The following is a 17,599-nucleotide window of genomic DNA, read 5'->3' as shown; positions in this document are numbered from 1 at the left end:
TGAGGTGTTCACAGGCACGAACGATTTTCTCGACGGAGGAGCCGGGGACGACCAGCTGCTTGGGGAGTGCGGGGACGATATCTTAGTCGGTGGCCTCGGCAATGACCTCCTCGTGGGCGACAACGATCAGCATCCGCAAATTGTAGGGGCCGATGTCCTGTTCGGAGATGAGGGAGACGACGAGTTACAAGGAGGCAGTGGGAGCGATGTGTTGTATGGCGGGGGAGGCAACGATCTACTCTTTGGCGAAGCCACTTCATTTCAGGGGCAAGCAGGTGACGATACGCTCGATGGGGGAGAGGGAACAGATCACCTTCAAGGCGGCGGTGGAGCCGATACGCTGTTTGGAGGAACAGGAAATGATTCACTGTTTGGCGATGATCCGCTCGATCTGAGTATTGCTGGCGGGAACGACTGGCTGGACGGCGAAGAGGGCGATGACGAACTGCAAGGCGGGCTTGGGAACGATACGTTAACGGGCGGGGTCGGCAACGATACGCTCGTCGGCGGTGGGGGGCAGGATACCTACATGTTCAATCAGGGCGACGGCACCGATACGATCGTGGAGGCGGCGGGGGAAGGTAATCGCCTGGTCTTTGGGGGCGACTCCGGGTCGGTGACGCTGGGGATGGAGGTGGGCGATACATTGGTCCTTCACATGGGCACGGCCGGGGATACGGTGCGGATCACCAACTTCGGCGTGACGGTCCCAACCGGCGCGCATCCCATCGACACGTTCGAATGGGCCGATGGGACCGTGCTTACCTATAGCCAGCTGATCGGGCGAGGATTCCACCAAAGCGGAACGGCCACTAGCGAGACCCTTACGGGGACGGCATTCATCGATCACCTGGCCGCCGGTGCGGGAAACGATGTGGTCTCCGGCCTGGCCGGCGCGGATACGCTCCTGGGGGAAGAGGGGAACGATGTGTTGGACGGCGGTCCTGGTGACGACATTTTAGAGGGCGGCGCCGGCCATGATCGGCTGTTCGGGTCGGAGGGAAATGATGTGCTCGACGGCGGTGCCGGCGATGACCGCTTGAGCGCCGACCTCGGGACCGATCGTTTAGTGGGCGGGGCCGGGAATGACCTGTATGAACTCTTTGGGACGGGCCATGTGATCGTCGAGGTTGCTGGAGAAGGCAATGATACGGTCCGCATCGCGGTCCCCGGATCCTTTGTGGTGCCTGAGGCCGTGGAGCATATCGAATTGCGCGAGGATACCTTCTTCTCCGGGGCGGTCGATCTGGTCGGCAACCAACAGGACAACCGGATGACCGGGTCCAACGTGTTGGATGGGCGGCAAGGCAACGATACGCTGATCGGGCTCGGGGACAATCTCTATGTGTTCGGACGAGACTACGGGCAGGATGTGATTCAGACCGGCACGCAGACCTATGCGTCGCCGACCTTTATCGATTCCATCCACATGCAGGCCGGCGTGGCGCCTGCTGAGGTGACGTTTGAGGGACAGGGCACCCATTTGGTGATGAACATTGTCGGCACAGCCGATCAGCTCACGGTGGAGAACTATTTGATCGAGCCCGGCCTTCGGACTCCCACGATCGGCGCGATTCAGTTCGCCGATGGGACCATCTGGGGGGAGACGGAGATCATCAGTCGTCTCCGCGTGGTCACCGGCACCAGCGGCAACGATACCCTCACGGGGTTCGACACCGAGAATGAGCTGTTCGGGCTCGGCGGGGACGATCAGCTGGCGGGGAATGGCGGCAATGACCGATTAGATGGCGGCACAGGCCTCGATAGCATGGCAGGCGGGGTGGGGAACGATCTCTACCTCGTCGATCAGATCGGCGATGAGGTGACGGAGAACTCCAATGAAGGCACCGACACCATCCACAGTTCGATCACCTACACCCTGGGGGCGAATATTGAACATCTCACTTTGGTCGGGACGGCGGCGATCAATGGGACGGGCAATACCCTGAACAACGTGCTCACGGGGAACAGTGCGGCCAATGTGCTGAACGGCGGGACGGGCAGCGACAGCATGGCCGGCGGCGCCGGCGATGACACCTATGTGGTCGAGACCGCGAGTGAGGTCATCACCGAACTGGCCAATGACGGCATCGATACGGTTCAGAGCGTCGTCACCTATACCCTCGGCGTCAACGTGGAAAACCTGACCCTGACCGGGACGAGTGCCATCCATGGCACGGGCAACACGCTCGACAACATACTTACGGGCAACAGCGCCAACAACACGCTTACCGGTGGGGCCGGCCACGACACGCTGGATGGCGGGCTGGGGAGCGACACCCTGCGCGGCGGCACGGGCCACGACACCTATGTCGTGAATACCACGGGCGACATCGTGACGGAGCAAGCCAATGAGGGCACCGACACGGTCAAGAGCGCGGTCACGTGGACCGTAAACTCGAATGTGGAAAACCTGACGCTCACTGGGACCAGTGCCATCAATGGGACGGGGAACACGCTCAACAATGTGCTCACCGGCAACAGTGCCAACAATATTCTTACGGGTGGAGCCGGCCACGACACGCTGGATGGTGGCCTGGGGAGCGACACGCTACGTGGCGGCACGGGGAACGACATCTATGTGGTCAATACCACTGGAGACGTCGTGACGGAGAATGCGAATGAGGGGACCGATACCGTGCAGAGCAGTGTCACCTGGACCTTGGGCTCGAATCTCGAGCAGGTGACCTTGACCGGCCACAGTGCGATCAATGGGACGGGGAACACCCTCAACAACATCCTAACAGGGAATGCCGCCAACAATGTCTTGACGGGGCTGGGCGGCAATGACACCTACCGGTACAGTCGCGGGGGTGGCCAAGACACGGTCGTCGATAGCGCGGGGACTTCGGATACGCTGGGATTTGGCGCGATGATCACCCCGCTCGATCTAGTCATCAGCCGCCAGGCGAATAATTTGCGCCTGGCGATTCATGGGAGCACCGACCAGGTGACGATTCAGAACTGGTACAGCGGCCCGACGAATCAGACGGAGATGATGCAGGCCGGCACTGGGCAGACGTTGCTCAGTACGCAAGTCGATCAACTCATTCAGGCCATGGCGGCGTTCACGCAACAATCGGGGCTCACCTGGGATCAAGCCATCGACCAGCGGCCGCAGGACGTGCAGGCCGTCCTGGCCGCCAGCTGGCAGTAAAAAGGAAGCTGATTAAGGGACCATAATCAGGGAAATAGTGTGATCATAAGGCAGCGTATCTTGAGAAGGTTCATGTAAGCAAGCCGGCTTGATTGCTGCGATGATCACTGTGTTGGAAGTCAGCCGTCACCGCTTATAAGGACTTGCACTCCTTCTCCATTCCCGCTAGAAGATTCCTCTATGGTTCCAACCGTTGAATGGAAAAACGGGAGTGTCCGTCTGCTCGATCAGACACGGCTTCCGGAGCAGGTGGAGTTTCTCGACTGCCGTGACTACCGGACAGTGGCGGATGCCATCCGCACGTTGAAGGTGCGTGGGGCACCGGCCATCGGCGTGACGGCCGCTTTGGGTGTTGCCCTCGGTGCTCAAACAATCGAAGCAGCGGACTATCCTACCTTCGCGCAGGAGGTCCACAGGATTTGCGATGATCTGGCTTCGACGAGGCCGACTGCGGTAAATCTCTTTTGGGCCATTGAACGGATGAGACGGAAACTTGAGTCGCTACAGGCTCATCCCATCGCATCCATAAAGCACGCACTGATTGGTGAAGCTCAAGCTATACTTGAAGAAGATATCGAGCTCTGCAAGGCCATGGGCCGGCATGGAGCCAAACTTATTCTAGATGGGCAGACGATTCTCACTCACTGCAACGCTGGTTCGCTTGCGACGGCCGGCTATGGAACAGCCTTAGGGGTGATCCGTGCTGCATGGGAACAAGGCAAGAAAATCAAAGTGATTGCCGATGAAACTCGTCCCGTACTTCAGGGTTCGAGACTGACGGCTTGGGAGCTGATGCAAGATCAGATACCGGTCACGCTGATTACCGACAATATGGCCGGGACACTTATGAAGCAGGGGAGAATCCATCTCTGTGTGGTCGGAGCCGATAGAATTGCGGCGAATGGCGATGTGGCCAATAAGATCGGGACCTATTCAGTCGCGGTGTTGGCCAAAGCGCACAACATTCCCTTCTATGTCGCGGCTCCGTATTCGACCATCGATCTGAAGACGAAATCCGGCGAGCAGATACCGATCGAGCAGCGGAATCCGTCAGAAGTGACGATGATTCACGGCAGCCATCCGGTCGCACCAAGAGATGTCGCTGTTTACAATCCGGCCTTCGATGTGACCCCAGCCGACCTCATTACCGCGATCATCACCGAGCGAGGTGTCTTCAAACCTCGTGAGATTGGTGAACATTTCACCAGATAAGAGATCGGATTCGTACGCTTACCCCTTTCTACAGGCGACTTCCCACAAACCTTGATTGACGCTTTCCGGCTGGATGGTGGACCAGTGTCCTTCACTGGATAGACCGGTACCTCCAACCGGGTGAGCGGTTCCCATGTGGCCGTAGAAGTCTGTGGCGGCCAGGGTCCGAACTTGCTTCTCGGCGCAGTCAAACTGTTTGGTGAGCCTGGTGGAATAAAATCGGGTCGGCGATCTATTCCCCTGCATCCAGTTCCAGTCAATCAACGCCAAAAGGGTTACCAGGTTGCCTTCTCTACGGACGCTGTCGCGATCGACGTACACGGTTTGGAGGCCTGGTGATTGGTATTGCTGATCGATTGCCAGCCACCCCGCTTCTACGGGTTGATGCACCAGGGTGAGCATCATTATGGCAAACCAGGAACCTGACCGGGACATATACACGATCACGTCCTCACGAACAGAGGACCCGGCTGATTCTTGCTCAACACTTATTAATCCGCGGTCGTGGTTGGATCTTTGAGCGGACCTGATCTAGGCGATCGGTGATAAAGCTGAACCGTTTCTTCGGCGGATAGGGGAACCGGTACGCGATCGGCTCCTCCTGAGGCGGTAAGTGATCCATATCCCGATACACGTTGACGGGCGCAGAGTCCGCCGCCAGGTGAAACATGGAGCGATAACCCAACCCACAGCCGGTGATGTTGAGTAGTTCACCAAAGCCGTTTTGGGATGCCCTCTGGACGGCTCTCTGCCCTATGGAACGAAACGAATAGAATTGTCCTTTGGCCCACTTGTGGCCCCAGTACAGTTGCTCGACGGTCATCTTGGCCGGTTTGTACACGACATGCTCGCCGGTGTAGGCGGTCCAGTTCTCGGTGAGAATACGGCCGGCCGCCTTGAGTTCGGCGAACTGCTTGGTGCCGGGGTAGGGAGTCATGATGCGCCAGAGTGCCCCTGCCAATCCCATCTTGGTCGCCCATTCTGCGGTGCGCTCGAAGTCATAGACATCTTCATGGTCCAAGCCGCAGATAAAGCCTGCGTGGATATCGATTCCCTGGTCATGAATGCGCTTGATCATCTCCTCATACAGCTTCGCCTGATTTTGTTTATCGACGGATTTCAGTGAATCTTGATTGATGGATTCGATTCCCATGAACATCGCCGAGCAACCGGACTCTTTCAATGTCTTGAGCAACTCGGGATGATGCGCGACATAGGTTGCGCTCATTTGGCTCATCCATTTCTTTCCGAGAGGCTTCATGGCCTGGCAGAGCTCTCGTGTATAGGCCGGATCGGAGAGCAAGTCGTCGTCCCAAAACATCACCATCGGCCCGTTCATCTTCTCGACGAGCTTCACAACATCGGCCGGTGGTTTTTTCCGGAACCCATACTGACCACCGCCTAAAGCCAAATGGATAGAGCAGAATGTGCAGCGGTAATTACACCCTCTGGTCGCCGTCAGCGCATCGCGGAACATATAGCCCGGCGGCAAAAGATCCCAGCGGGGCGGCTTGTCATCCCATTTTTCTACCATGTACGGCATGCGGTACTGCGGTTGCATCTTGCCTTTCTTAAAGTCTTCGATCAGCCTCGGCACAGTCAGCTCTCCTTCCCCGATCACGACTGCGTCGGCGTGCTGAACCGCTTCATCAGGCATCGTCGATGGATGAATACCGCCGAGCACCACCTTGGCGCCGCGCTCGCGGAAGAGTCGGGCGACCTCATAAGCCCGGATGGCCACGACGGTGGTGACGGTGATAAAGACCAAATCATAATCGCGAGTGAAGTCGAGGGGACCGACAATCTCGTCTTGGATCTCAATGTCCCATTCGTCTTCTGGGATCAACGCGGCGAGGGTAGGGAGATTGAGATTGGGTGTACGGAACAACTTCCAGACCGAGTCCCATTTCTGATCTTCGGGATGCGGAATAATGAGACCGATCTTGTAGTGCCCCATAGCATCATCCTCCAGAAGTTGTGACTAAGGTTTGTTAAGGTTTGCCTCCTGCATGCGTCCTTGTACCAAGCCAATTCATAAAAGAGGACTCGGGAAATTCCTAGCTTCCGACAACATTGATAAAATTGTTCACGGCTGAGGCGGTCAATCGCATAAGAAACAGATACTCTGTGTTTGCCAAAGATTAGCCTGTCGAAAACGGGAGATCAACAGTGTTGAACACCACCATGGAAAGGTGCTTGATTGAATCGTCGAACTTCCTGTACCTTACTTAGTCTTGCCGTCCCGCTCTTGTGTTTTTCTTGGTGGACCATCCAGACACATTGATCCCCGCGGCACTTCAATCACGCATGCATGGGCTTCCGCATTTCACACGCTCGTATTCGATCGCATTCGACTGACCGCTCCGGCTTGACATCGTCTTATAGAAGGTTCAAGAAAGGTAGACGTTCGTTTTGTATCCTCACTGCCGCCTGGGTGATCATGCCGTCTTCGGCCGCCACGTTGAATTTTGTCACGCTTGAAAAGCTGGTTGCGTATGGAGAAGCCTTGATGCGGTTGCCACGCATCGGCGATCCCACGCTTCCACCTCCGGCCCCGGCGAGTTCGGATCGAATCGAGCGGGCCGAAGCGGCTATGTCGGCCATCCTGTCGTTGGTCCAGCGCGCCCATAAGGGATTTGCCGATGCAACTGAATATCAGGCGGCTCGACAAACGGTGATCGATCAGAGTTGTGGCGGCGACGCGTTGGTCTTTTTTGCCACGTGGAACAAACTGTTGGCGGGGGGAGAGCTTGCACCGCTCCTCCGTGCCCCGATCGGACACAGTCAAAAACCAACGGTCCGCCGACCGGTGGCCATCGTTCCCCGTACACAACTGACACCGCAGCTGGCGGAGGGACGGATCCTCCTCGATCTCGGCGATGATCGGTTTTGGCTGCTGCCGAGAGATCTGGGGCAGCGGACGCTGCTCTTCACCATGCGGCACGGTGTCTCCCAGGTAGAGAGTAAGACGCATCGTGTCGGATCTCGGCTTGCCAATCGTCTGGATCCGGAGCGGGGGATTGTCAAGGCGGACGCCGTCGGAATGGCCTTGGCGAGGATTATCGGAGTAGTGGGCAAACAGCTCGACTATCTGCAAGTCCACAATTATCTGGACCCGCGTACCTTCATCCACCTGGTCAGCCGAAGCCCAAACACAACCCAACTGTATCATCGAGTGGTGGCCGCACTCGCGCCCGGCAATTCGGAGGTGTCTGCGCCGCAGCAAGCCGATGCTCTCGAATCGCAAGACTTCGGATGGGCGACCGGCATCGAGAAGACGGCCGAAGTTGAAGCCGCGGCACGGGCGTTCGGCGTCGATGAGGCGACGGCCAAGAAGCTCATCAAACATCCGCTCTACAGTTATCCGGGCGGCAATTCCTTCTTCGACACCTATGTGCACGTCGTAGACGGGGTGCATCGGCTCGCGTCTGCGCATCACGGTTCCGTCGCCTGTCTCTATACGCACAGTTCGACGTTGCGGGCGCTGGTGATTTTTCTCGATCCCCGGCCGTTCAGTGAGGCATTCGCCGAGTTCGGCGAATACAAAGAAGGGCAAGACAATGTCGTGCTGTTGACCTATGAGCACGGACAGTTGTCCGGCTACTCGACGGCGGTTGGGTTGTCGCAACGCGAGCGGACGGAACGGGATGCCTGGTTGACAGTGGAGAAAGAACGACGGGATCGGGTGACACTCAAGCCGAAACAGATCAAGAGGTTGGTGGCGCTTGTTTCGGGCGGCGACTTTGCGGGCGGCGGGGCGGCGTTGAAAGAGTTGCGGGTGACCGGCAACCGGTTCGGCCTGGAGGTCTATTTCGTACGGCACGGGTTTCTAGGGTTGGCCAACAACTGGATTGAAAAGGTCTCGGAACAGGACACGCGCATGATGGGCAGCCGTCCCAGCAGCCCGATCGGCAGCAGCCGGTTCGAGGATTTCAAGGACCAACAGGTACAGCAGGCAGCCGTCCGCAATTTGGAGCCGTATCTGCGCGATGGCGCCTTGGTGGTGCTGGGAGGCGATGGAAGTTTACGCGGCGCGCGTGCGATGTATGAAATGTTCGGTGTCCAAGTGGCAGGGATCCCCGGTACGATCGACAACAACATTCGCGGGACCGTCTCGTTGGGGTTCCACTCGGCCCTTCGGCTGGCGGATCAGTCCATCGAATCGCTCAAGGCCACGAGCTCCGCGATGGGCAGCATCTTCTTTGTCGAATTGATGGGTGCCGGGTCCGGTCACCTTGCGTTGGCATGTGCCTACCAGGCGAGAGCGGAAGGGGTATTGGTCAACGAACATCCGGACCCTGATACCTACATCAATGACGTGATTCTTGGAACCCTGAAACGATCGTTGGGTGTACCCAACAAGAGCCATTTGTTCATTGTCGCCGAGCGGACTCCCCATCAACACCACCCTGATGGAGGCATCCACGGATTGCCCGACTATGTGGCCCGTGAAATTTCGAAATGGCCGCAGGTCTGTCCGCAGCCGGGCCACTATCCGCTCACTCCCGCCACTAAAGCAACAATTCTGGGACATACGCTTCGTGGGGCCCCTCCGACACCGGAGGACAAAGCCATCGCACAACAGTTGGCGTACGAAACCGTGAGACGTCTAGTGGAACAGCCGGACGACATCGTCGGCTGCATGGTCGCTTATCGCGAGTCGGGCTCGATTGAAACCATTCCATTACACGCGCTGACTTCCAAACCCTTCGATTGGGAAATCTTTTCGCGCATGCATGGACAGGAGACTCGGATGATTGACGGTTGAGATCGTCAGGACAACACTACCTCACCTCATGCAGCTTGATCAGATTAGTCCCCCCTACTTGCCCTACGCGGGTTCCTGACAAGATGACGATCTTTTCCCCGGTCTTGACCAGCCCTTCCGATTTCGCTCGTCGTTCCGCTTCTTCCACTCGCGCATCGGTCTGCTCAATTTGTGGCATCGTATAGGGGCGTACGCCCCAATAGAGCGCCATCTGTTGTCTGACCGGCTCAAACGGCGTGAATGCGATGATGAGGGATGACGGACGTTGTTTCGAAATCAATCGGGCGGTGGCTCCTCCTTCGCTGAAGGCCACGATCGCGCGTGCGGCCACCGCTTTGGACGCGGAAGAAGCAGCGATACAGATGGCTTCCGGAAAAGACAGGTTTTCCAAGTCGGTTTGGCGCTTAAGGATCAGGTTGGGTTCGGCTTCCTGCTCTGCTGCTCGGATAATGCGATCCATGACTTGGACCGTTTCGATCGGATGAGCACCGATGGCTGTTTCAGCCGAGAGCATAAGCGCGTCGCTGCTGTCGAAGACGGCATTGGCAACGTCTGAGGCTTCCGCGCGGGTCGGACGCATGGCATTCGTCATTGACTCCAGCATCTGGGTGGCGGTAATGACCACGCGACGTCGGCGATTGGCTTCTGCAATGATTCGCTTCTGGAGGACCGGCACGGCTTCAGGACCCATCTCCACACCTAAATCTCCACGCGCGATCATGACACCGTCTGCTCGTTCCAAGATCTCGTCCAATGAAGCAACGGCCTCGGGTCGCTCGATTTTGGCGATGATCCGGATGCCGCTTCCGTACTCCGCCAATAGCGTCCGAGCCTCATCGATGTCCTGTGGGCCACGCACAAAGGAAAGCGCCAGATAGTCCACACGCTGTGCTATGCCAAATAGAATGTCTTCCCGATCTTTCTTGGTCAGCGTAGGCGCGCTGACGGCGGTATCCGGCAGATTGATGCCTTTGGATGAAGTAATCTTGCCGCCGGTCATGACGGTGCACTCCACAGCATCATCCATAATGCGATCAGTGAGCAGTTCGATCAGCCCATCATTGATCAAGACTCGAGCGCCTACGCGAAGATCGCGCGCGAGCATCGGATACGTCACTGGAATTTCGGCAATAGAAGGGGAGACCACGTTCTGAGCATGCCCTTGTTCACCGGACCGAACCGGTGTACCAAGGCGTACCTTCTGGCCGGACGTGACCTCGATCCCATCCTTCTGGAGAAGCCCCACTCGGATTCTGGGACCTTGCAGATCCTGGATGATCGCCACCGCCGAACCACGGCGTGCCGCTGTCTGACGAATAGCCGCGATGGCAACAGCGTGCGAGGCATGGCTTCCGTGCGAGAAGTTCAATCGGGCGGCATTCATCCCGCTCTCGATCAGCCGATCGAGGATTTCAGGTGACTCGCTGGCCGGGCCGATGGTGCAGACGATCTTGGCTCTCCGCATAGTCACCCCGATCATCACCTCCGTTGGATTCCACCAAGAACGAGAGAGGATACCATAGATTCACTCATTGGATGAGCGGTTAGCGGAGATTGACCGCTATCGCGGTTCACAGTTGGAATTTCCCCAACAAGCGCAGGGCACCGCAGGGTAAGGTGAACGGGACGTCGTTCGTTGCGACAATCCTGCATTTTCTTTTCTTTTGGCCCTCAGGCCGTACAATGACGTCATCACAAGAGTCTGCATTCCGAAAGACTCCAAGGGCCCCTCTTCCCACTAACGAAACGGCAGACACCATGGCGACCCTCATCTCAGTGGCATCCGGCAAAGGCGGCGTGGGCAAGAGCATCGTTTCAACCAACCTTGCCTTGGCGTTGGCAAAGACCGGACGCAACGTTCTCCTGGCGGACCTCGACGTAGGTGGGGCCGATGCCCACATCATGTTCGGGGAGTTGAATCCACCGGTGACGCTGACGGATTTTCTGAACAAGCGGGTTGCCCGGTTGGAGGAGGTTGCGATCCCCGTGACGTTCCACCCGAACCTCCGCTTGATTGCCGGTACCGGCGATACCTTGGCAACAGCCAATATGGTGTATGCCCGTAAAAAGCGATTGATGAAGCACTTCCAGGATCTCGAGGCTGATGTGGTCGTCATCGACATTGGGGCCGGCACGAACTACCATTCCCTGGATTTCTTTCTCATGGCCGACATCCATTTAGCTGTGGCCACTCCAGAGCCGACCTCGGTACTGGACCTTTACCGATTCATCAAATTAGCTGCAATCCGCCGTGTCTTGGCCTGCTTTCTCGCGCGCAGCTCTATGGCTGAGGCGCTCTCAAACCGGGACTTCACCAGCGTGGAAGAGGTTATGGAGGTTGCGGACGCCGCCGACAGCGAGGGGCGCGACGCGGCCACCTCGGCATTACAATCGTTCCGTCCCTGCCTTATCATCAATCGCGTCACCGGCCGTTCTCAAGTCAACGTCCTCTACCTTCGCAAGATTCTGCATGAATATGTGGGCGGTGACCTCATGCTGCTCGGTGAAATCCCCGATGACCCGGCCGTGAGCCAGGCCGTTCGAAAGTTTCTGCCCGTCCTCGAAGCCGCTCCTGAGTCCTCGGCCGCGAAAGGTCTGATGGCTGTCTCTGCAGCAGTCGAGCGACTGGTCGTAGCATGTGCCGGAAGTGGCGACACGCAGAAGACACAAGCAAGTGAAGACGGGACGAATTCGCTCACGACGGAAGTGACTCTGTCTTTCCACTCTTCCAACCCATCGACGCCCGAGACCCCATCATCTGCGTATGAATTGAGGCCGCCTGACTGTGCAGATCCTGTCGAGAACCCCAGCGGGTTAGTCGCCTAAGGCCATATCGTCACCATCGGCTCTTGGCGAGGCCGCCACGCCATACTCGCGCCGGATGTCCGGTTGTCAATGTATCTGCCACCTGAATTCATGCATTTCATTGACTGCAACAAGTGCTTTGCTAATCTGCCTGAGACAAAGCAGTTGAAGAACACATCCGAGCTCGGTCTTTGCGTTAGACATCTACCATGCAACGACGAAGTGGATTCGCGAACGGTATTGGGGCCCTCTGCGTGTGCGTGATATGGTTCGCGATCAAACCCGTTACCTGGGCCCAGATTCCGAATGAAACCTATGATTTCAGTATTACCAAAGGGGTGGTCGAGTTCGGACGTGGACACTATGAGCAAGCTGCAGATTTCTTCGAGCAAGCCCGTCGGGCCATGCCGAACGATGCAGAGGCGGCTGAGTACCTTGGACAGACATGGTTACGCCTGAAGAAGTACCGTGAAGCCGAGGCGTTGTTCCAGAACTTGACGATCGGCGAGACCGTACGCGCTCAATCTTGGCTGGGACTCGCCATCGCGCAGAGCCAACTTGGGAAATATCGCGAGGCACTGGAATCACTGGAACACGCTCAACAGCTTGATCCTCAAAATCCGCTCGTCTACTTTTATCAAGGCGTCGTTTCCCACGAACTGAAATCATTCAACCAGTCGTCCGCCCTCTTCTCGAGGGCCATGGCGCTCAGCCCGGATCTGACGCCGACAGTCCGCTATTACACAGGAATGTCGTACTATGAACGAGGTCTGCTTGATCAGGCTCAGAAAGAACTGGAAGCAGCCATTTCGGCGGGGGGGCCTGAGTCCGAACTAGCCCGCACCGCCCGCGCGATCCTGCAGCAACGGTCCGCCGTTCCCAAGGGAGTCAAACAGTGGGATCTGAGCCTCAGCGCCAGCGGCCAGTATGATACCAACGTGGTGTTGCTTCCTCTCGGCGTTCAGCCGCCCGGCGGCACGACCGGAATTTCCCAGAGAGACGACTTCCGCACGACCATCTATGCGCGCGGTGAGTATCGGCCGATTCAGACATCCCTTTGGACAGCCGGCGTTGCGTACGGCTTTTATCAGAGCTTCCACCAACAATTGACCGCGTTCGACATCCAGGATCACGCACCGTCCGTTTTCGTTCAGCGGCAGCTTGGGATGGTCACGGCCCGGCTGCAGTATGCTTTCGACTACGTGCGGGTCGGCCAGGATCCGTTTCTCTTCACCCATGCGATACAACCCATCATCACTTTCGCGGAGAGCAACAGCCTGTTTACCCAAATTCAGATCCGGTATCAGAATAAGAACTTCCAGGACGATCGCTTCATCGGAAACTCTTTCAGAGACGGGACCAACTGGCTGGCAGGTATCACGCAATACGTCTATTTTTCTGACGGGACCGGACATGTTCGGATGGGATACACATTCGATACGGACCGTACAGGCGGCGGGAGTCCGTCGGTCGCGACACCCGGCGTGCAGTCCCACGCCGATTGGGCGTATATGGCGCATCGTCTGTCGGTCGGATTGAGCCTGCCGGAATTCTGGACCATTCGATCGACGTTCGCATTCGATTACTACCATTTGGACTACGACAACCCGAATTCATTCTCCTCCAATGGGATGATCAAACGGCGCGACAACATCATGTTTGTCACTGCGTCAATCGGCAGACGTCTCACCGATTGGCTCTCGATTTCAGCCGACTACAACTACACGAGGGATCAATCCAATCTGCAAGTCTTCGACTATAACCGCAACGTGTTTTCCCTTACCCTCAGTAGCCGATTCTAGCCCTAACCGCCGTTCCTCTTAATTACGCAATTTGTCGCCCTTGGTGACGAATATAGACCCATAACTAATTGAAACTATTACTAAAAGTGTACTTCTTTTGAGGGGGGATTCAGAAATCGGTAAGGCGTAAACGTTAGCTTTGTCAACTAGTTGGAGAAGCACCGACATCCTCTGGAAAAACGAGGATTCGGTACGGTTCCTGCCATTCTCACCCATGACGAAAGTTCGGAACTCCGATTCCGCAAACGGCATGGTTTCTCAGCACGGAGGGAATCGCGTCATGAGTATACATCGATTGTTTCAGGGGTTAGTCGGAATAAGCCTGATGTCCGTTTCCTCCCTTGCCTTCGCCTCAGAAAGCACAGAGAAAGGCATCGGGTTCTATACGGCAGTCATTGGCCAGGTCAGTGTGACCCATCCAAGCGAGCCACGCGCTCTTCCGGTCACACTGCATGACACGGTTCTGTTCAAGGATGTGATCCAGACGCACAACGAGTCCCGCACAAGAGCATTTTTCCAGGACGACAGTATGCTGACGGTGGGAGAAAACAGCCGCGTCGAGATCAATGAATACGTCTATGATCCCGACCAGAACGTGCGGCGGGCGATCGTGAAGCTCATGCAGGGACAGGTCAGAGCATTGGTGAGTAAAGTGTTCAAGGCCAATGGATCGAAATTCGAGGTCCACACCCCTTCGGCGGTCGCGGCGGCACGAGGGACCTACTTCACGGTGTGGGTGGCAAACGGCCAGTCGGGGATCATCAACATCGGCGAAAAGGGGCGTGTCGAATTTACTTCGGGCGGATCCACGGTGGCCGTCGATCCCGGCTTCTTTTCGATCGCAGAAGAGGGCAGGGCGCCGTCCGTTCCGGTGCCGCATCATCTTGGCGAAACCACCGGCTCTGCTTCGCGGTCGACTGGAAACAATGTCACGACATCAGTCTCAACACGAGTGATCGATGGAGGCCAGGAAGCAAGTTCTGCTCAGATAGGTGTTCGCGGAGTCGTCGAGCAGATGCACGTGTCTTCTCCCGTTGGGCTGGCCGAGGCATTGAGGGCAGTTGATCTGACGACCTTGCGGGATGCACAACTCGTTGAATTGCCGGCACACGCACTTAAAGCGCTGAGTGTCGATGCCAATTTGTTGAGATCGCTGACCACCTTGGCCACGTTGACTCCTGGGTCTTCCGGGGATAACAGCGGAACGACAACGACCGGAACCTCCGGTACACTTTTGAACGGGTCTTTGACCGTCGGATCCGTTTCTGTGGCGACGTGGAGCGCTTCCGGTGGAACGATTTCTGTAGGATCACTTTCTGTGGGGTCCACGACCGTGTCCGTGGCTCCTTTGACGTCGGTGGTCTCAACGGTTGTGGCCCCGGTAGTCCCGGTGATCTCGACAGTTGTGGCGCCGATTGCTCCGGTTATCACAACTATTGTTGCGCCCGTTGCTCCCGTCATTTCCCCGCTCGTCGCTCCTGTGACACCTCTTGTGACTACAGTGTTGACGACCCCTCCTGCCGTCATCAGCGGCACTCTCAGTTTGCTGCACCAATAAGCTGCGATGAATGGCCGGGTTGCGGTCTTGATCCAGTGGGATCAAGACCGCCGCCACTCCACAGTGCAAACTGCATCAATTGTCTTGTTCTTCCGGCATAGCCAGGCACAATGGGATTCGCGGTGTGCCCTCAATTGCTCTCCTTGGCCATGAACGGTGAATGATCTCGTGAATTCTTCAGGTGGGAACGGCAGAAAGACTGGATCTCGACTGGGTATTGTATTGGGAATGACCATAACGGCTGGATTAGCCTGCTTGTCATGGTTGGCTCCCAATGCGCTCGTGCGACTCAATAATGACGCGTTGGATCTTCAGTTGAGACTCCGGGGGGAACGCAGCCCAGGACAAGAAATTGCGCTGGTGTTGATCGATGAGAAGAGTCTCAAGGAAATCGGCCGATGGCCATGGGCTCGTGACACGCAGGCACTTCTGATCGAGCGGATCGGCGCACAACAGCCGGCGGTCATCGGCATCGATATCATCTACGCCGAGCCGGAACAATCTACCGCGATTCGCGATCTGGAGAGCTGGTCGCGTGCCGAACGACGAGAAGGACGGCTCGGCGACCGCGTGTTCGACTCGTTACGCACACACCTCAACGCGCTGGACACAGATCAACGTTTCGAGAATAGCATGGCTCAGGCGGGCAAGATCGTCCTGACGTTGCCCCTTTTTGTGCCGGAAGGCGAAGCTGCCGGCTCATTAACCTCTGCAACCAGGGTTGTGTCTGAAACCCTCAAACAAAGCGAGTTTATGATCGTCAGGCACACGAAATCGGCCGAAGAATCCATCCTGTATGAGGCTGCGGCCATCCTTCCACCACTCGACAGATTTGCCCGACAGGCCACAGGACTTGGGCATGTCTATCGATTGCCGGATCACGATGGTGTCACACGGCGGGAGGTGCTCGCCCTGCGACATGGAGATGCCTATTTGCCGTCCTTCGCGTTGGAGGTCGCGCGGCTGTATCTCAATCAGCCACGGGACCGCATGGCGCTGCTCCTCGGGGAGGGAGTGACGGTTGGGAACATCATCGTCCCGACGGATCAGAAGCTCCGCATGCTCATCAACTACCTCGGGCGTGACCTTCGATTTCCATGGATATCCGCGACGGATGTGATCCATCAGCGAGTGCCCTCCAATTTGCTTCGAGGGAAAGCTGTGCTTGTGGGAACGGCTGCCCTGGGTACCTACGACCAGCTCAGCACGCCATTTTCCGCCAATTTCCCGGGAGTTGAAAAGAACGCGACAGTCGTCGAAAACATCCTCCACCAACGGTTTCTGACCGCCGGACTGTGGACCGGTCCCATCGAATTCGGTCTGATCCTTCTGTTCGGATTGGTGCTGGCCGGCACGTTGCCGCGAGTACGTGCCTTTCATGGAACGTGTTTGACCGCGGCGATCGGGATCGGATATGCGGGAACCGCACAAGGAGTGTTGGTTACCCATGGAGTGTGTCTCCCGGTTGTGATGCCCACTCTGACCATTGGATCGGTATTCATGGCGACAACCGTCCTCAACTATGTCCTCAAGGAACGTCAGGCGCGTGAAATCCACTCCATGTTTGCCAGGTACGTGAGCCCCCGGATCGTCCAGGAACTCGTGGCCTGTCCGTCCAAAGCCACCCTGGGAGGACAGCGAAAAGAATTAACCATGATGTTCGTCGATCTCGTCGGCTTCACGACCTATAGCGAACAGCATTCCGCAGAAGATGTCGTCGCACAACTCAACGAATATCTCTCTGCGATGACCGAGGTCATTTTTCGATGGGACGGCACACTCGACAAGTTTGTGGGAGACGAGATCGTCGTCTTCTGGGGAGCCCCGATTGATCAACCGGACCATGCCGACTCGGCGGTGCGATGCGCCTTGGAGATGCGCGCTCGATTGGTGGAATTGCAAGGCATGTGGAAGAGATCGGGGAAACCCGTCCTCGACAATGGCATCGGCATCAATACAGGAATGGTTGTCGTCGGAAATATTGGAGCGGAAGGGAAGAAAATCGACTACACCATGATCGGAGACCAGGTCAACCTAGCCTCCCGCATTCAAGGCTTGACGAGGACATTGGGTCATCCGATTCTGCTGAGCGAATCGACGGCATCACGTCTCACATCAGGGCCGAATCCAGAGGGACTGACAACTCACCCAGACCAATATGACATTCTGCTTACCCCGTTGAAAGCCGTGATGGTGAAAGGACGTCAGGAGGCTGTCACCGTCTATGCAGCCCAGTCATCAGACGGTGGGTCGGAATATCTGCAGAGTGAAGCCCGCGCTAGTTGAGCGGGGATCGG

The 17,599-nt window shown here is 57.0% G+C and carries 10 protein-coding genes and 7 pseudogenes; 14 read left to right on the top strand and 3 right to left on the bottom strand.

The window, feature by feature from the left end; translation table 11 throughout:
• Nucleotides 1–4 precede the first annotated feature (4 nt).
• The 9 genes and pseudogenes from H8K04_09950 (at nucleotide 5) to mtnA (ending at nucleotide 4,369) form a co-directional block, all read left to right on the top strand.
• Nucleotides 5–340, top strand: a pseudogene (locus H8K04_09950) (calcium-binding protein).
• Nucleotides 341–550 (top strand): annotated as a pseudogene (locus H8K04_09945) (hypothetical protein). It abuts the pseudogene before it with no gap.
• A pseudogene (locus H8K04_09940) lies at nucleotides 530–772 on the top strand (hypothetical protein). Before H8K04_09945 ends, H8K04_09940 begins: the two co-directional pseudogenes overlap by 21 nt.
• Before the next feature lie 102 nt (nucleotides 773–874).
• Nucleotides 875–1,093, top strand: a pseudogene (locus H8K04_09935) (hemolysin).
• Between the two features lie 180 nt (nucleotides 1,094–1,273).
• Nucleotides 1,274–1,606: pseudogene (locus tag H8K04_09930) on the top strand (hypothetical protein).
• A gap of 162 nt (nucleotides 1,607–1,768) precedes the next feature.
• Nucleotides 1,769–2,038: pseudogene (locus H8K04_09925) on the top strand (calcium-binding protein).
• Nucleotides 2,012–2,308: pseudogene (locus H8K04_09920) on the top strand (calcium-binding protein). The pseudogenes H8K04_09925 and H8K04_09920 overlap by 27 nt, the downstream one beginning before the upstream one ends.
• A gap of 159 nt (nucleotides 2,309–2,467) precedes the next feature.
• Entirely contained in the window at nucleotides 2,468–3,157 is a 690-nt protein-coding gene (locus H8K04_09915) for a hypothetical protein (protein ID UVT17938.1), read from the top strand.
• 180 nt (nucleotides 3,158–3,337) lie between these two features.
• On the top strand, nucleotides 3,338–4,369 hold the full coding sequence (mtnA, locus tag H8K04_09910; GenBank protein ID UVT14198.1) for an S-methyl-5-thioribose-1-phosphate isomerase: 1,032 nt from the start codon (nucleotides 3,338–3,340) through the stop codon (nucleotides 4,367–4,369).
• An 18-nt stretch (nucleotides 4,370–4,387) separates the two neighbouring features.
• On the opposite strand, the gene H8K04_09905 is transcribed toward mtnA, so the two are convergent.
• Nucleotides 4,388–4,774 carry a hypothetical protein gene (locus tag H8K04_09905; protein ID UVT14197.1) on the bottom strand — a complete coding sequence of 129 codons (387 nt, stop codon included), beginning with the start codon at nucleotides 4,772–4,774 and terminating at the stop codon, nucleotides 4,388–4,390.
• 76 nt (nucleotides 4,775–4,850) lie between these two features.
• Nucleotides 4,851–6,326 (bottom strand): B12-binding domain-containing radical SAM protein, encoded by a 1,476-nt coding sequence (locus H8K04_09900; GenBank protein ID UVT14196.1) that lies wholly within the window; start codon nucleotides 6,324–6,326, stop codon nucleotides 4,851–4,853.
• A 483-nt stretch (nucleotides 6,327–6,809) separates the two neighbouring features.
• Between H8K04_09900 and H8K04_09895 the strand changes: the two genes are divergently transcribed.
• Nucleotides 6,810–9,137, top strand: a complete 2,328-nt coding sequence (locus H8K04_09895) for a 6-phosphofructokinase (protein ID UVT14195.1) — start codon at nucleotides 6,810–6,812, stop codon at nucleotides 9,135–9,137.
• Nucleotides 9,138–9,153: 16 nt separating this feature from the next.
• Here H8K04_09895 and pyk read toward each other — a convergent pair whose 3' ends face one another.
• Nucleotides 9,154–10,602 carry a pyruvate kinase gene (pyk, locus tag H8K04_09890; GenBank protein UVT17937.1) on the bottom strand — a complete coding sequence of 483 codons (1,449 nt, stop codon included), beginning with the start codon at nucleotides 10,600–10,602 and terminating at the stop codon, nucleotides 9,154–9,156.
• Between the two features lie 293 nt (nucleotides 10,603–10,895).
• On the opposite strand from pyk, the gene H8K04_09885 reads away from it, so the two are divergent.
• The 4 genes from H8K04_09885 (at nucleotide 10,896) to H8K04_09870 (ending at nucleotide 17,588) form a co-directional block, all read left to right on the top strand.
• Nucleotides 10,896–11,963 carry a P-loop NTPase gene (locus tag H8K04_09885; protein UVT14194.1) on the top strand — a complete coding sequence of 356 codons (1,068 nt, stop codon included), beginning with the start codon at nucleotides 10,896–10,898 and terminating at the stop codon, nucleotides 11,961–11,963.
• 188 nt (nucleotides 11,964–12,151) lie between these two features.
• The gene (locus H8K04_09880) at nucleotides 12,152–13,744 is read left to right on the top strand and encodes a tetratricopeptide repeat protein (GenBank protein ID UVT14193.1); all 1,593 of its coding nucleotides are present in this window, start codon (nucleotides 12,152–12,154) and stop codon (nucleotides 13,742–13,744) included.
• A 280-nt stretch (nucleotides 13,745–14,024) separates the two neighbouring features.
• A complete protein-coding gene (locus H8K04_09875; GenBank protein UVT14192.1) occupies nucleotides 14,025–15,302 on the top strand; it encodes a FecR domain-containing protein in 1,278 nt (425 codons plus the stop codon).
• Between the two features lie 228 nt (nucleotides 15,303–15,530).
• Nucleotides 15,531–17,588 (top strand): adenylate/guanylate cyclase domain-containing protein, encoded by a 2,058-nt coding sequence (locus H8K04_09870; protein UVT17806.1) that lies wholly within the window; start codon nucleotides 15,531–15,533, stop codon nucleotides 17,586–17,588.
• Nucleotides 17,589–17,599: the final 11 nt, after the last annotated feature.

Origin of the sequence: Nitrospira sp., assembly GCA_024760525.1 — a bacterium.
GTDB lineage: Bacteria > Nitrospirota > Nitrospiria > Nitrospirales > Nitrospiraceae > Nitrospira_D.
This window is presented reverse-complemented; position numbering and strand designations above follow the sequence as displayed.

Coding starts and splice junctions, on each gene's coding strand:
- H8K04_09905 (UVT14197.1), bottom strand. CDS start 4,774: ATGATGCTCACCCTGGTGCATCAACCCGTAGAAGCGGGGTGGCTGGCA.
- H8K04_09870 (UVT17806.1), top strand. CDS start 15,531: ATGACCATAACGGCTGGATTAGCCTGCTTGTCATGGTTGGCTCCCAAT.
- H8K04_09885 (UVT14194.1), top strand. CDS start 10,896: ATGGCGACCCTCATCTCAGTGGCATCCGGCAAAGGCGGCGTGGGCAAG.
- H8K04_09895 (UVT14195.1), top strand. CDS start 6,810: ATGCCGTCTTCGGCCGCCACGTTGAATTTTGTCACGCTTGAAAAGCTG.
- H8K04_09875 (UVT14192.1), top strand. CDS start 14,025: ATGAGTATACATCGATTGTTTCAGGGGTTAGTCGGAATAAGCCTGATG.
- mtnA (UVT14198.1), top strand. CDS start 3,338: ATGGTTCCAACCGTTGAATGGAAAAACGGGAGTGTCCGTCTGCTCGAT.
- H8K04_09880 (UVT14193.1), top strand. CDS start 12,152: ATGCAACGACGAAGTGGATTCGCGAACGGTATTGGGGCCCTCTGCGTG.
- H8K04_09900 (UVT14196.1), bottom strand. CDS start 6,326: ATGGGGCACTACAAGATCGGTCTCATTATTCCGCATCCCGAAGATCAG.
- pyk (UVT17937.1), bottom strand. CDS start 10,602: ATGCGGAGAGCCAAGATCGTCTGCACCATCGGCCCGGCCAGCGAGTCA.